Source organism: Streptacidiphilus carbonis (assembly GCF_000787775.1).
Lineage (GTDB): Bacteria > Actinomycetota > Actinomycetes > Streptomycetales > Streptomycetaceae > Streptacidiphilus > Streptacidiphilus carbonis.
In genome coordinates this window covers 253,055-267,549 of sequence record NZ_BBPM01000001.1, presented here as the reverse complement: position 1 = coordinate 267,549, position 14,495 = coordinate 253,055, and the positions used below count along the sequence as shown (strand labels likewise).

Sequence of the window (14,495 nt, the reverse complement as noted above, 5' to 3'; positions counted from 1 at the left end):
GGCGTACCTCGGTCGCGGCGGCGGCAGCGGCCGCCAGGGCGGTGGCCTCGGCCACGGTGCGCCGCCGGGACGGACGCACCGTCAGAACGTCCTCCGGCCGCCCGGCGGCGCGCACTCCGCGGTGCCCGGCCAGCGTGCGCAGCGGCAGCACAGCGGTCGTCACCGCCCACACCGCCGCTCCGGCCGCGAGCGCGGTGCCCCAGCGCGCGGTGGGCAGCAGCACCAGGGCCGCCGCCGCACCCGCCACCGCACCGGTCGCCGTGCAGACCGCGGTCTCCGCGAACAGACGTCCCGCCAGCGCCGGCAGGCTCCCGCCGCGTGAACGCAGCAGCGCGATCTCGGGTCTGCGCCGCTCCGCTGCCAGCTCGGCGGTCATCAGCAGCACCGTCCCGGCGACGCCCGCCGTGCCGGCGACGCCCACGGTGATCAGCGGGCCGAGGGCGTCGTTCTCCGCGGAGAAGCCGTTGAGCAGTGCCGGGAGCGTACTCGCGAACCCGGTTCCGGGTGCCGTGTCCAGGTTCTGCGCGGTGTCCGCGCCCGGGCCCTTGAGCAGATTCGCCATCAGACTCTGCGCCTCGGTGATCCGGTGCGCGGCCGGACTGTCCGGGGCGAGCGGGAACCACCAGTACTCCTCCAGGCCGCTGATCGCCGGGAGGTAGCCGGTGGCGCCCGAGGCGACCAGAGCAGAGACGTTCCAGTAGCGCTTCAGGTCCATGGTGTGGTCGACCTCGGCGTACTGCAGCTTGGTGTCCGCGCTCCAGTACGGGAGTTGAGGATCGATCGGCTGGTAGACGCCGACCACCTCCAGTCGGAGCGCGGGACCTGTCGCCGGCGCGAGGTGCAGCAGCGAACCCGGCCTGAGTCCCAGGGTCCGCGCGCTCTGCACGCTCAGCGCGATCTCGAGGACGGGCTCGGTCGACGCCGACTCCGGCGCGGGTGGGTCGTGCGGCAGTCGGCCGGAGGTCAGCCGCAGATGCGCGGCCTGGTCCGGCTGCCAGTCCAGGGTCATCGACGGAGCGATCCCGTCCGGCTGGGGCAGGGCCGGATCGGTCAGTTTGTCCTGTCCACCGATCGTGCGCACGCCGTAGCTGCGGGCCGCGGGGTCGACGGTCAGCGGGGAGGTGATCAGCGCCTGCAGCGAGCGCTGCGCCGAGGCCATCACCGGCGGAGTGAGCCGGCCCGCCGATTCGGGCCGCCCTCCACCGAGCTGTGAGAGGTCGTCGACCGCCTCCAGGCCCCGGCCCGAGAGATCGGACGCCGCGATCGTGCGGCTGAGTGCCCGGTCGTCGGCGCGGTCCACCTCGCGCGGCAGGGCCGTGGCGAGGAAGACGAGGACGGCGGCGAGCAGCGCCAGGGCCAGCGCCGCGCCGGGGGCGCTGCGCAACCGGGTCGACGCCCACGGTGCCACGGCGGGCACGCCGCCGCGGAGCCCGGGCCGGGTTCCCCGGAGCCTCAGCCCCGGCCGCACTGCTCCCATCAGTCCTCCTCCATGCCGTGCATCAGCCGTGCCGGGTCGCCGGTCCACCGTCCGGACAGCGCCGCCAGCAGCATGGGCACCGCGGCGACGGCGACCAGCAGCAGGCCCAACGTGCCGGCCGGGACGATCACTCTGACCTCGGGCACCGGCACGGTGCCTTCCGGGGTGAGCACCAGCAGCGGCACAACCAGCCGGGTGAGCAGCTCGCCCAGCACCGCGCCGATGCCCACGCCGACCAGCACCGGCAGGCCCAGCACCACCGCCGTGCCACGCACGACCATCCGTTTCGACGCCCCGAGCGCCCGCAGCACCGCACTCTCCGCCTCCCGGCGGCGGACGGCGCCCAGGACCTCCGCGCCGAGCCCGAGCGCTGACAGCGCCACCCCCAGGGCCATCGCCGCAAGCAGTGCGCCCTGCGGTCCGGCGCCCAGCGGGTTGCGCAGCAGTTCCGCCTGCACCTGGCTGCGGACCACCACGGTCTGGACCCCGGGGTGGGCGCGTACGGCGTCGGCGACCCGCTGGTCCGCGCCCCCGCCGGCGGCGGTGTTCAGCCACCACTCGCCGGGCTGCAGCGGCGCCACCTTGGCTGCGTCCGCACGCCGGTCGTAGGCGGCGAGGTCCACCAGCAGTGCGCCCCCGGTGACCGTGCCTCCGTTGCTGCCTCCGCCGCTCCCGCTGCTGCCGGTGCCGTCCGCCTGCCCCACCGTGGGCCCGGTGCCGGGGAGGACGGAGACCGAGGCGACAATCCGCACCCGCATGCTGCCGGCGCCCGAGTCCAGCGGCACCACGTCGCCGACGTGCGCCCCTGCCGCGCTGAGGAACGCACGGTCGGCGATGCCCGGGAGCACTCCCAGCCCGGCCGCGGCACGGGGGCGGAAGATGACCGTGGCCAGGGGCACGATGCCGGCCGACGACGCCTGGTCGATCGTCCCGCTGTCCAGGGCCGCCGCCAGCGGCCCCTCAGCCGTATCGGCGCCGGCCAGGAGACGCCCGTCGTGGTAGGTGGCCTCACTCGGGTAGAACTCCAGATCGCTGATCCGCCCCGGATCGAAAGCCGCAGCCCAGGCGGAGGTGCGCCACGACACCGACCCGGAGCCGACCGAGATCGCGTGGACGGCGAAGTCCTGCCGCACCGCCCCGTCCATGGAGACCGGCGTCGTCAGCACCAGCTTGCTGACGGTGAGCGGGTAGGCCGGCGTCCCGTCGCCGGCGGCCGCGGCCAGGTCCAGGGTGACCGCATGGTCGTGCCCGTCGGTGGGCACGACGGCGGCCGGCAGTGTGAAGGGGATCCCGTACCGGTCGGTGACCTGCACGCTGAAGGTGTCGGTGGCCCGGTCCATCTTCGGCACCGCCCCGCCGCCGGCCGTCAGCCGGGCGCTCACCTGCAGCGTCAGCCGCGTCGGACGTCCGGGCAGGACGATGCCGTCGCCCTGCGCGGCGACCGCCTCCGCCGGGTCCGGGAGCGCTCCCAAGAGCTGTGCCGCACCCTGCTTCGCGAGATCAGGGCGCAGCGGGAAGCTGTCTGCCTCGGCCCGGCTGTCCAACGCCAGCAGCGCCGCGACGCGGCCATCGCCGAGGGTCACCGAGTCTCGCGCCACCGGCACCGCCGAGTCGACCCCGGGAAGCCCCGAGTACAGCCCGCCCTGCCCGAACGCCAGGGTGTCGCTGGCAGCGACGCGGACGTCACCGCCGGTGGCGAACGCCGCCTGGTCCCGCTGGGCCTGCTGCCAGGTGGCGCTCTGGCCGATCGCCAGGGTGCCGATCGCGGCCGAGAGGGCGAGCACCAGTACCGGCCCGGTGGACTGGTTCGGCCGCCGCGACAGCTGCCAGCCCGCCAGCGCCGCCGGGAGGCTCCGCAGCCTGACCGTCCACCGCTCCAGAACCCGGGTCACCAGCGGCAGCAGACGCAGCGTCAGCACCGTTCCGGCGCACAGGGCCAGGGCCGGGGCCGCGACCGGCACCGGGTCGACGCCCAGGGTCCCGCCGCTGTCGGTGGACAGCGCACCCGCGCCGGCGCCCCGTAGTTGGAGGTAGGCGGCGACGGCCAGTGCGACCAGGGCGAAGTCGGCCCCGCCGCGCAGGAACCCGGCCAGCCGGGGCCGGCGGCCCCGGCGCCGGCGCTCGGCAACCTGGCGGGTGCCTGCCAGCGCCGGGCCGAGGATCAGTACGGCACCGCCGAGCGCCCCGGCCAGCGACATCCACCAGACCGACGTCGGCAGCGAGCCGCTCAGCGCCAACCCGGCCGAGCCGGTGGGGCCGTGCGCCCCGATGACCCGGATCAGCGGCCCGGCCATCATGGGCGCGAACACGGCGGCGGGCAGCACCACCAGACCGGCTTCGGCGGCCGCGAACCGGGTGATCATCGGCCCGGCCGCGCCCCGGGACCGGAGCAGCTCGTTCTCGCCGCGGTGCGCCTCGGCCAGCATCCTGGCCACCAGCAGCAGCACCAGCAGGGACAGCAGAGCCAGTTGCAGCACGGCCACCAGCAGGGTGGATCTGGCCACCAGTACTGACCGCTGCAACTGGTCCAGCACGGCGGGGAACCGACTCGACGCGGTGAAGGATCCGCCGGTGACGCTGCTCGCCGCGGCGACCCTGGCGAGGGTGGCGCGGACGGCCGCGGCCTGCGCCCCGAGCCGTGCGGCGGTCAGCGCGCCGACGTCCGGGGTGGCGGCCCAGGCGACCTGGTACTGCACGACCGCTCCTCCGCTGAAGCTGCCCGGGTCGATCAGCACCGGACCGTAGCCGGTGGTCCCGGCCGTGGTCCCGGTGCCCTTTCCGCCCAGCGGGTCGAGCTGCCAGTACGGGTCGTCCGCGTCCTTCGGCAGGTAGACGCCGGTGACCAGCACCCGCAGCGGGGTTCCGGTCAACCGGTCGACCAGGGTCAGCAGCGGGCGGACACCGGACGCGGTGACACCGAAGCGGGCCGCCGCCGACCGCGGCACCGCGATCTGCACCGTCCCGCCCGGCGCCGCGGCCCGCGGCCAGGCGCCGCTGACCAGCCGCAACCGGGAGCGGTCGGGGGTGCCCAGGTGGGCCAGATCGGCCTGGTCGGACAGCGCGCCCGCCGCGCCCGCCCTTTCGGGAGCGCTCCCAACGAGCGGCAGCCCGAACGGGTCCGACAGCGCCAAGGAGGTGACCGAGAAGGACATCCCGGGGAAGGCCTCGGTCGCGAACCCGCGGACCTGCGCGTCGGAGGCGGCGTCCTGGCGCTGCGCGAGACTGCGCTGGAACAGCAGCGGGGTGTCGGCCGCGTCGGTGGTCTGCAGGGTGCGCCTGACCCCGGCGTCGCCCACCGAACCGGTGAAGCCGGCCAGCGCGGCGAGCACGCTGGTGGCGAGCAGGACCGTCACCAGGGCCGCCGTGAGCAGCAGTCGATGTGCCCGCAGGCGGTGCAGGACGAACCCGCCCACCGCTCCACCCCCCGTAACCCCGTAACCGGAGAACCCGTGGCCCCGCAACCGGGGAACCGGACTGCACCCGAAGCCTCGGGGCCGTGTGATCGTTACACACCGGCCGCCACCGTGGAAAGGGCAGCTGACGCCCGAACCGGCATCACATTCCGGCAACTTGACGTCAACCACGGCCCAGGACTGCCAGTCTGACGCACAGGCACACACCATTCCGCGGGGGCGCCACCATGGCTTTCACCAGTTCGTCCGAGCCGTTCCAGGAACCGCCGCGGCGCCGGTCGCGCGGCCATGCGGCGATAGGCGTCGCAGTGCTGCTGATGTTCTGCGTGCCACTGCTGATCCTGGTCACGGCCGGGCCCCGGACCGCCACGGACGCCGCCGGCCCGGTCGCGGGGGCAGGTTCGGACTCGCCGACCGCCGCACCGTCCGCCCGCCCGGCCGGGGCTCTCGGCGCTCCCTCCCCCCGCGTCCCTCGGAGCCCGCGTGCCTCCGGGTCCGGCGCGGCGATGCCGCCGCTGCCGCCGCCCGGAGCACCGTGGCCACCGCCTCCGGGGGCGCCTGTCCCGCCGGTGTGCGCCCTGGAGTACCGGGTCGACGCGTCGGGCGGCACCACCTGGACCGCGATGACCGCCGTGAAGGGCGAGCTGTCCGTCCAGGCCGTCTCGGCGGGGGCCGTACACCGCCAGGACCTGAAGGTCGACGCGGAGGTCGGCGAGCTCCCGCTCTCCGCCGAGCTGGCCCAGGACCACGCCCTGCGCGCGACCCTGTCCCCCGCCGACGGCACCCCCGTCACCTGCCTGGTCGGCCCGCAGGACTGAGGCGGCGGCCTCCGGCAGGCCGGTCCTGCCGGAGGTCCGGGCCCGCCGGACTGCAAAGCAGGATCTCGGCGCATATGGTCGGATTCAGGTCAGCCTGTGCGCGGGTCCGGGTGGATCGGCGCACAGGGCCACCCGCTGCGGAATGAGCCCCGGTATGGATCCCGTCCTCAACGCCTCCGTCCTCGCCGAGCTGCGCCGGCCGCGCCGCTATCCCGCGGTCTCCGTGCTGGTACCGACCCACCGGCGGGAGCCGGACAACGCCCAGGACCCGGTGCGCCTGCGCAACCTGGTCGCCGAGGCGAAGGAGCGGCTGCAGAGCGACCCGGAGGTCTCCCGCGCCGACCGGATCGACGTGACCGAACAGCTGGACCGCGCCGTGGCCGAGGTGGACCTGGTGCACGCCAAGGACGGCCTGGTGATCTTCGCCGCCCCCGGCGAGCACCAGGTCTGGAAGCTCGGACGCCCGGTGCCGGCCCGGGTGGTCCTCGCCGAGACCTTCGTGACCCGCAACCTGGTCTCCGCCCACATCGCCGAGCAGCCCTACTGGGTGCTCGCGGTGGCGGCGGACCACGTCTCGCTCTGGAACGGCGTCCTGGACCGGCTCACCGAGCACCGCGCGGACGGGTTCCCGCTGACCCGGAGCCTGGAGGACCCGGACTCGGAGCGCAAGGAGCGGATCGGCGACCTGCCCAGCACCTTCCGCGACGAGCAGACCCGGCAGTTCCTCCGCCAGGCGGCCGAGGCCGCGTCCCCCGTACTGGAGGCCAACCGCCGGCCGTTGTTCCTGGTCGGCGAGGCCGCCGCGCTCTCGCTGCTGGTCGAGGCCGCCAACGGCAGCGTGCCCACCGCCTTCGGCAAGGCCGTCCACATCACCCAGGGCGGTCTGGCCAAGGGGCCGGGGCAGGCACTGTACAAGGCGGTCGGTCCGGTGCTGGAGCGCCGGCAGCGGCAGCACGTCTCCGAGCTGCTCTCCGCCCTGGACCAGGCCCGCAGCCGCCGCGAGTTCGCCGCCGGGCTGGACGAGGTCTGGACCAACGTCACCCAGGGCCGGATCGCCTCGCTCAGCGTCGAGGAGAACTTCCGGTCCGCGGTCCTCGACGGCGGCGAACACCTGGTCCCGGCCGACTCCCTCGCGGAGTCGGACGCCCCGGCCCGCCACGAGGCCCGCGAGGACATCGTCGACGAGATCATCGAGCGGGCCCTGGACACCGGCGCCGAGGTCAGCTTCGTCCCCGACGACAGCCTCACCCGCATGGAGCACATCGCCGCCGTCCTGCGCTACTGACCCGCCGACCGTCGACCCACTGCCGCGCCCGAGGGAGGATCTCTCCCGTGACGACATCCAGGACGCTGCGCGACAGGCTGGTGGACAGGCTGGTCGCCGAGCGCGCGGTCACCTCCGCCGAGGTCGAGGCCGTGCTGCGCGAGGTTCCGCGTGAGCTGTTCCTGCCCGGTGTGCCGCTCGAACTGGTCTACGCGGACGACGTGGTGGTCACCAAGCGGGACGAGGACGGCAGGGCGCTCAGCTCGGCGTCCGCACCCGGGCTGGTCGCCGACATGCTGCGGATGACGCGGGCCCGCCCCGGCCAGCGGATCCTGGAGATCGGCACCGCCACCGGCGTCAACGCCTGCTACCTGTCACGGCTGGTCGGCCCGGAGGGCCGGGTCTACACCGTGGAGATCGACCCCGACTTCGCCGAGGGGGCCGGACGCGGCCTGGCCGCCGCCGGAGCGGACAACGTGGTCACCGTGCTGGGCGACGGGGAGTACGGCGTCCCCGAGGCGGCGCCCTTCGACGCCGTCGAGGTGACCGCCCAGGCCGGAGACATCGCCGCCGCCTGGCTGGACCAGCTGAACCCGGCCTCCGGACGGCTGGTCGTCCCGCTGACCCTGCGCGGACTCTCCCGCACCTTCGCCTTCCGGCCCGAGGGGGACCACTGGGTCGCCGACGAACAGCTCCCCAGCGGTTTCGTGCCCATCCGCGGCGAGGGCGCCCGGGCCCAGCGCGGTATCGCGCTGCTCGGCGGGGACGAGGCCGCGGAGCTGCGCGTCGACGACGACCAGCCCGCCGACGCGCAGGCGCTCAGGGCCGCCTTCGCCGCCCCGGCGCACCAGGAGTGGACCGGGGTGACCCTGCCGGCCCACGACAGGTCCCTGCTGCACCTGGACTTCTGGCTGGCCGCGTCGCTGGAGCGGTACGGGCGCTTCGTCAACGTCGGCCCGTCCGTCGGGGCCGGTCCCGGCCCGCTCGGCTGGACCCTTCCCTTCGGGACTTCGGCCACCTGGGACCGGGACACCGTCGCCTATGTGACGCTGCGTCAAAATGGATTGACGGACTTCGAGCTGGGTGTGTGGGCGCACGGTCCGCGGCGCGCGGCCATGGCCGCGGACCTCGCCGCACAGGTGCGGCACTGGGACCGCCGTCGGCGCGGCGGTCCCGAACCGGTCGTCCGCGCCTACCGGGCGGGCACCCCGGACCACCGCCTCGCCCCCGGCCGGGTCGTCGACCGGCCGCACACCCGTATGGTCATCGGCTGACCGCCGCGCCGGGAAGCCGCCGGGAGGCCGGGCGCAGCCACCAGGACCCGGCCGTCAGTGCGAGCAACGGGATCAGGATCGCCAACTCGCCGAGCGCATAGCCGACATGGAGGTGCGAGACGATCGCGCCGGTGTCGGTGAAGACCACCCCGGCGTAGGCCCACTCCTTGAGCAGCGGCAGCCGCGGGGCGAGCAGGGCCAGCGCGCCGAGCATCTTCCACACGCCCAGCAGGACCAGGAAGTACTCCGGATAGCCCAGGTGCACCACGGTCACCCTGACCTCGGAGATCCGCAGCACGTCCCAGATCCCGCCCACCCCCAGCTCGGCGGTGACGAGCCCGGTCGCGACCCAGTAGCCGACCCCGGCGGTGGACAGTGCAGTCATAACGGCCTCCCGACTCCGTCCTCACTGCACTGACCACCGGGACGCCGCCGATGTGACCGGGAGACGGGCAGGATTCCGGCTGCGGACCGTAACTGGCTTGTCGCGCAGTTCCCCGCGCCCCTGAGCAACTGCAACTGGCTCACTTGCAGACCCCTGGGGGCGCGAGGAACCGCGCGACAAACCATGCAGACGCCGCGGCCGAGATCCGGCGGAACTCAGCCGACGCGGACCGCGCAGGTCAGCGCGCGGGTGTGGTCCACCCGCCGTTCCGGGCCGGTGAGCTGCAGCGGGATCCGGGACCGGATGTCGGCCTCGGCGCTGGACGCGGCCAGCCGCAGCTCCAGCCGGCCGGGCTCGACCAGCCGGTGCCCGTCGCGGCCGGTGAAGGAGGTGGTGTCGGCGTGCAGGCGGAAGGTGATCCGGCGCTGCCCGCCGGCCGGGATCTCCACCCTGGCGTAGCCGACCAGCCGCGACTCCGGGCGGGTGACCTGGGCGACCGGGTCGTGCAGGTACAGCTGCACCACCTCGGCGCCGTCGCGCTGGCCGCTGTTGCGGACCGCGACGCTGATCTCCACCTCGCCGTCGGTGGGGACGGCGGTCGCCGTCGCCTCCGCCTGCTCCCACGCGAAGGTGGTGTAGCTGCGGCCGTGGCCGAAGGCGTACAGCGGGGTGGGGTCGAGGTTGCTGACCTCGTTGGCCAGGCCCAGAGGCGGCTGCAGGTAGGTCCACGGCTGGCCGCCGGGGCCGTTGGGGATGCCGAGGGGCAGCCGCCCGGAGGGGTTGACCCGCCCGGAGAGCACTCCGGCGATGGCCGGTCCGCCCTCCTCGCCCGGGAAGAAGGCCTGGACCACGGCGGCCAGCCGGTCCGCCCAGCGCCCGAGCGCGTACGGACGGCCGGTCAGCAGCACCAGCACGACCGGCGTCCCGGTGGCCAGCAGCGCGTCCAGGAACTCGCCCTGCTCGCCCGGCAGGGTGAGGTCGTCGGCGTCGCAGCCCTCGCCGGAGGTGCCGCGGCCGAACAGCCCGGCCCGGTCGCCCAGTACGGCGACGCAGACCGAGGACGCCTCGGCGGCGGCGACGGCCTCGGCGAAGCCGTCGCGGCCGGGCGCGGAGACCTCGCAGCCGCGGACGTGCCGGAACTCGGCGCCGGGCAGCTCGGCGCGGAGCGACTCCAGCACCGTCCGCACCTCCACCCCGGTCGGGGTGCCCGGGTGCAGCACGCCGACATGGGCGGGGAAGGAGTAGCAGCCCATCATCGCCATCGCCTCGTCGGCGAGCGGCCCCACCACGGCTATCCCGTTCGCCGGCGCGGCCGGCAGCGGGAGCACGCCGGCGGCGTTGTCCAGCAGCACCACGGCCTGCTCGGCCAGTCGGCGGGCCAGCTCGCGATTGCGCGGCGGGTCCAGGTCGACCGTGCCGCGCTCCGCACCCGACGCCTCACCGGCGGCGAGCGCCGCGGGCTCGGCGGACCAGTCCGGGTCCAGCAGCCCCAGCTCGCACTTCTGCAGCAGGACCCGGCGCAGCGCCCGGTCCACCGTCTGCTCGTCCACCTCTCCGCGGCGGACGGCGGAGACCAGCTCCTCGCCGTAGGCCCGGACCGTGGGCAGCTCGACGTCCACGCCGGCGGTCAGCGCCAGCCGGGCCGCGTCGGCCCGGTCCGCGGCGACGCGGTGCAGGGTCTCCAGGAAGCCGATGCCGAAGTAGTCGGCGACCACGGTTCCCTCGAACCCCCAGGTGTCGCGCAGGAGTTCGGTGAGCAGCCGGGGGTCGGCCGCGGCCGGGACGCCGTCGATCTCGGCGTAGGAGTGCATCACCGAGCGGGCGCCGCCGTCCCGCAGCGCGTGCTCGAACGGGGGCAGGATGACATCGGCGACCTCGCGGGCGCCGGCCCGGACCGGGCCCAGGTTGCGGGCGCCGCTGGACGCCGAGTAGCCGGCGAAGTGCTTGAGGGTGGCCACGATCCCGGCCGACTCAAGACCGGCGACATAGGCCGCGCCGACCGTGCCCACCAGGTAGGGGTCCTCGCCGATGGTCTCCTCGACCCGGCCCCAGCGCAGGTCGCGGACCACGTCCAGGACCGGCGCGAGACCCTGGTGCACGCCGACCGAGCGCAGGTCGCTCCCGATCGCGGCGGCCATCTCCCGTACCAGCTCCGGGTTCCAGGACGCGCCCCAGGACAGCGGCACCGGGTAGACGGTCGCGCCCCAGGCGGCGAAGCCGGCCAGGCACTCCTCGTGGGCGACGGCCGGGATGCCGAAGCGGTTGGCCTCGGCTATCCGCTGCTGGGCGCGGGCCAGCGAGCGGGCGCCCAGCGCCGGGTCGACCGGCGCGGTGCCGAACGGCCGGGTGAGCTGGCCGAGTCCGGTGCTGATCAGCTTGTCCAGGTCGACCGGGTCGGCCAGGTTGTCGTGCATGTGCGGGGCGACACCGCCGCCCTCCGCGTCCGCGCCCACCCACACGCCGTAGAGCTGGGCGACCTTCTCCTCCAGGGTCATCCGGGCCATCAGGTCGGCGACCCGGGTCCCGGCCGGCAGGGACGGGTCCCGCCAGGGGCCGAGGGGTTGGCTGAGGTCGTGCTCGGTCGCCATCGGAAGCGGCGTCCTTTCGTGGAATGCAGACAGGAAGGCAGGGGTGGAATGCGCGAGGGCGGACCCGGAGGGCCGGACGGTCACTTGCCGCCGACGCCCATCAGGCCGCTGATCAGCGCCTTGCGGGCGAGCAGGTAGGCGACGAACATCGGGATGCCGGACAGCACCACGGCCGCCAGCGTCGCCGGGATGTTCACGCCGTACTGGCTGCTGAGCGTGTAGAGGCCGGTGGTGAGCACCCGCTTGTTGTCCGACTGGGTCAGGATCAGCGGGAAGATGAATCCGTTCCAGGCGTTCAGCGCGGTGAAGACGGCGACGGTGCTCAGTCCGGAGCGGGACAGCGGGACCACCAGCTGCATCAGGATCCGGCCCTGGCCCGCGCCGTCCAGCGCCATCGCCTCGTACAGCTCCTCGGAGATGTCGCGCATGCTGCCGACCAGGATCAGCAGGGTGACCGGCATCGCGAAGGCGGCGGTGGGCAGGATGATGGCCGGCAGCGAGTCGTACAGGCCCATCTTCCCGATCATCACGTACAGCGGGACGATGGTGACCGGCGCCGGGATGGCCAGGCCGAGCAGGAAGATCCGGAACGCGAAGTTGGCCCAGCGGCCCGCGCTGCGCACCACCACATAGGCGACCGGTACGCAGAGCACCACCACGGCGGCCACCGTGAAGGCGGTCACCAGCACGTTGTTGACCAGGAAGCCCCAGAAGCCGCTGTCGAGCACCAGCTTGTAGTTGCTCAGCGTCAGCGTCTTCGGCCAGGACAGCGGGTTGCCGCCGAGTGCCTCGTCCTGGGTCCGCAGCGAGGTGGTGACCAGGATGTAGAGCGGGACCAGGACGATGACCAGCCAGACGCCCGCGCCGAGGCCGGCCAGCGGGTTGCCCTTCAGCGACAGGAACGAGCGGCCCTTCGCCGCGCCGAGTGTGCGACTCATGGTCACATCCCCTCCCGGGTGGAGCGCATGGACCCGAAGCCGGAGAACTTCACCATGAGCAGGGACAGCAGGGTGGAGACCACGACGAGGGCGGTGCCGAGCGCGCTCGCGTAGCCGAAGTCGAAGCCCTGGAAGGCCTCCCGGTACATCCCGTAGGACAGCGTGGTGGTGGAGGTGCCGGGACCGCCCTGGGTGAGCAGGAAGACGGTCTCGAAGGAGGTGAGCGAGCCCACGATGATCAGCACCGAGGAGGTGGTGATCGTGTGCCGCAGCTGCGGCAGGGTGATGTGGATGAACTGGCGCCAGCGGCCGCAGCCGTCGATGGACGCCGCCTGGTACAGCACCTCGGGGATCTGCCGCGCGCCGCCCTGGTAGATCAGGGTGTGGAACGGGATGAACTGCCAGCCGCCGACGAAGGCGACCGCGATCAGCGCGCCGTTCGGCGAGCCGATGATGTTGCCGTCGGGGAAGCCGATCCACGGCCCGATGGTGCTCGCCAGACCGAAGTTGGGGTCCAGGATCGCCTTGAAGAGCAGCGCGATGGCGGTGGTGGACAGCACCAGCGGGATGAAGAACACGGCCGACAGCACGGCCCGGTTCTTCTCCCGTCCGGCCGCCCAGACCCCCAGCAGCAGCGCGCACGGCGTCTGGAAGGCCCAGCTCAGCACGGTCAGCACGATGGTGGTGACGGTGGCCTGGCGGACGTCGCTGTCCTGGAACAGCCGGGTCCAGTTGGACAGGCCGGAGAACTGCGGCGTGCCGAGGCCGCCCCAGCTCCCGCAGAAGGAGAGGTAGACCGCGTAGACCATGGGCGCCACGGCGAAGACCGCGAAGAACAGCACACCGGGCACCGCCCAGCCGGGGCTGGGCCGTCCGACCCGGGCGGCCAGGCTGCGCCGGGCCGGGGAGCCCGGCTCCTGCCGCCCGCGCCGGTCCCCGCCGCGCTGATCCTGGCCATCGGGGCCGCCCTGGGCCCGGCCCGGCCCGCCTTCTTCCACGGCGGACCGGGCCTCTGCTTGACGGGACATTACTTGAGCGCCTTCATGTCGGTGACGAACTGCTCGGGGCTGACCTGGCCGGCGAAGAGCTTGCCGATCTCGGTGGTCATCTGGGTGGCCTGCTTGGCCGGCAGCGCCTGGTCCCAGGACAGCTGGAAGGACGGGGCCTTCTCGACCATGTCGTACTGGAAAGTGGCGAACGCCGGGTTGGGCGAGCTGGAGAGCAGCGACTTGGCCGAGGTGGTGGCCGGGACGTCGCCGTTGGCGACCAGCTTGTTCGCGTAGTCGGAGGCGGCCATGGCCTTCAGGAAGGCGATGGCGGCGTCCTTGTTCTTGGTGTGCGCGTTGACCGACCAGTAGTTGGTCGGGTTGCCGACCACGTCGGCCGCGTCGCCGGTGCCGCCCTCGACGGACGGGAAGTTGACCCAGCCCTCGTCCTTGGTGGCGAAGTCCTTGTGGTTGGACAGCTGGTTGGAGTAGTCCCAGCTGCCCATCAGCTGCATCGCGGCCTTGCCGGTGCCCAGCAGGGTCGGCGCGGCGTTGTTGGTGTAGCTGGTGGCGGTGAAGGTCTTGCCGAAGGTGCCGTCGTCGATGAGCTGCTTGGCCATCTGAGCGGCCTTCAGCACCGCCGGGTCGCCCCAGGCGGAGGAGTCGCCGTTGGCGATCTTCTGGAAGACGGACGGACCGGCGATCCGGTCCAGCAGCTCCTCCAGCCACATCTGCTCGGTCCAGGCGTCGGCGCCGCCGAGCGCGATCGGGGTGATGTTCTTGGCCTTCAGGGTGGTGATGGCCGACTGCAGCGCCGCCCAGGTGGTGGGGGCCTGCAGGCCGTTCTGGGCGAACAGGGTCTTGTTGTAGAAGAGGACCACGGGCTGCATGCCGCGCATGGGTATGCCGTAGTTCTTGCCGTCGAGGGAGCCGGCCGCCAGCACCGACGGCAGGAAGGAGCTCTTGAAGGAGGAGTCCTGGGTCAGATAGGGCGTCAGGTCGAGCAGCTCGCCCGCGTCGACGAAGGACTTGATGCTGCCGCCGCCCCAGTTGTAGAGCAGGTCCGGGGCGTTGGGCGAGCCCATCACGGCGTTGAGCTTGTTCTGGTAGGAGTCGCCGGGGACCTCGACCAGCTTCACCTTGACCTTGGAGGTCTTGTTGAACTCCGCGACCGCGGCTTCCTGGACCTTCACAGCGCCGTCGCCGTAGACGTACGCGGTCAGCGTGCCTCCGCCGGAGCCGCCCGAGCCCGAACCGGAGCCGCAGGCAGCGGTCAGCAGACCGAGACAGACCGCCCCCACCATCGCGGTGGTTCTGACAGCCCGTCGGCTCCCCTGCCGAGCACTCTTCGA

At 73.5% G+C, this 14,495-nt stretch carries 9 protein-coding genes and 1 pseudogene; 3 read left to right on the top strand and 7 right to left on the bottom strand.

What is annotated here, in order from left to right; translation table 11 throughout:
* Nucleotides 1-1,477: pseudogene (locus tag TR46_RS42030) on the bottom strand (hypothetical protein); the annotation flags it as partial.
* Complete coding sequence (locus TR46_RS01185) at nucleotides 1,477-4,890, bottom strand: FtsX-like permease family protein (RefSeq protein ID WP_042392039.1); 3,414 nt, start codon at nucleotides 4,888-4,890, stop codon at nucleotides 1,477-1,479. The gene TR46_RS01185 and the pseudogene TR46_RS42030, both read right to left, overlap by 1 nt.
* 227 nt (nucleotides 4,891-5,117) lie before the next feature.
* Here TR46_RS01185 and TR46_RS01180 point away from each other — a divergent pair, with 227 nt between their 5' ends.
* The 3 genes from TR46_RS01180 to fxlM all read left to right on the top strand — a co-directional run bounded on the left by TR46_RS01180 (nucleotide 5,118) and on the right by fxlM (nucleotide 8,246).
* Nucleotides 5,118-5,708, top strand: coding sequence for a hypothetical protein (locus TR46_RS01180; protein ID WP_042392037.1), 591 nt, complete (start codon nucleotides 5,118-5,120; stop codon nucleotides 5,706-5,708).
* 154 nt (nucleotides 5,709-5,862) lie between these two features.
* On the top strand, nucleotides 5,863-6,993 hold the full coding sequence (locus TR46_RS01175; RefSeq protein ID WP_042392034.1) for a baeRF3 domain-containing protein: 1,131 nt from the start codon (nucleotides 5,863-5,865) through the stop codon (nucleotides 6,991-6,993).
* A gap of 47 nt (nucleotides 6,994-7,040) precedes the next feature.
* On the top strand, nucleotides 7,041-8,246 hold the full coding sequence (gene fxlM / locus TR46_RS01170; protein ID WP_052432476.1) for a methyltransferase, FxLD system: 1,206 nt from the start codon (nucleotides 7,041-7,043) through the stop codon (nucleotides 8,244-8,246).
* Here the strand turns inward: fxlM and TR46_RS01165 are convergent.
* From TR46_RS01165 to TR46_RS01145, 5 genes are all read right to left on the bottom strand, one after another.
* Nucleotides 8,236-8,631 (bottom strand): DoxX family protein, encoded by a 396-nt coding sequence (locus TR46_RS01165; protein WP_042392032.1) that lies wholly within the window; start codon nucleotides 8,629-8,631, stop codon nucleotides 8,236-8,238. The genes fxlM and TR46_RS01165 overlap by 11 nt on opposite strands.
* A 215-nt stretch (nucleotides 8,632-8,846) precedes the next feature.
* Complete coding sequence (locus TR46_RS01160) at nucleotides 8,847-11,219, bottom strand: beta-xylosidase/alpha-l-arabinosidase (protein ID WP_042392029.1); 2,373 nt, start codon at nucleotides 11,217-11,219, stop codon at nucleotides 8,847-8,849.
* An 80-nt stretch (nucleotides 11,220-11,299) separates the two neighbouring features.
* Nucleotides 11,300-12,157, bottom strand: coding sequence for a carbohydrate ABC transporter permease (locus TR46_RS01155; protein WP_042392027.1), 858 nt, complete (start codon nucleotides 12,155-12,157; stop codon nucleotides 11,300-11,302).
* Nucleotides 12,158-12,159: 2 nt separating this feature from the next.
* Nucleotides 12,160-13,185: a carbohydrate ABC transporter permease gene (locus TR46_RS01150; RefSeq protein WP_084717702.1), complete on the bottom strand. Its 1,026-nt coding sequence runs from the start codon at nucleotides 13,183-13,185 to the stop codon at nucleotides 12,160-12,162.
* The gene (locus TR46_RS01145; protein ID WP_042392025.1) at nucleotides 13,185-14,447 is read right to left on the bottom strand and encodes an ABC transporter substrate-binding protein; all 1,263 of its coding nucleotides are present in this window, start codon (nucleotides 14,445-14,447) and stop codon (nucleotides 13,185-13,187) included. The genes TR46_RS01150 and TR46_RS01145 overlap by 1 nt, the downstream gene beginning before the upstream one ends.
* Between the last annotated feature and the right edge of the window lie 48 nt (nucleotides 14,448-14,495).

Excerpts from the sequence above, each read along its gene's own strand:
- TR46_RS01180 (WP_042392037.1), top strand. The coding sequence starts at position 5,118 with ATGGCTTTCACCAGTTCGTCCGAGCCGTTCCAGGAACCGCCGCGGCGC.
- TR46_RS01175 (WP_042392034.1), top strand. The coding sequence starts at position 5,863 with ATGGATCCCGTCCTCAACGCCTCCGTCCTCGCCGAGCTGCGCCGGCCG.
- TR46_RS01165 (WP_042392032.1), bottom strand. The coding sequence starts at position 8,631 with ATGACTGCACTGTCCACCGCCGGGGTCGGCTACTGGGTCGCGACCGGG.
- TR46_RS01160 (WP_042392029.1), bottom strand. The coding sequence starts at position 11,219 with ATGGCGACCGAGCACGACCTCAGCCAACCCCTCGGCCCCTGGCGGGAC.
- TR46_RS01155 (WP_042392027.1), bottom strand. The coding sequence starts at position 12,157 with ATGAGTCGCACACTCGGCGCGGCGAAGGGCCGCTCGTTCCTGTCGCTG.
- TR46_RS01150 (WP_084717702.1), bottom strand. The coding sequence starts at position 13,185 with ATGTCCCGTCAAGCAGAGGCCCGGTCCGCCGTGGAAGAAGGCGGGCCG.
- TR46_RS01145 (WP_042392025.1), bottom strand. The coding sequence starts at position 14,447 with ATGGTGGGGGCGGTCTGTCTCGGTCTGCTGACCGCTGCCTGCGGCTCC.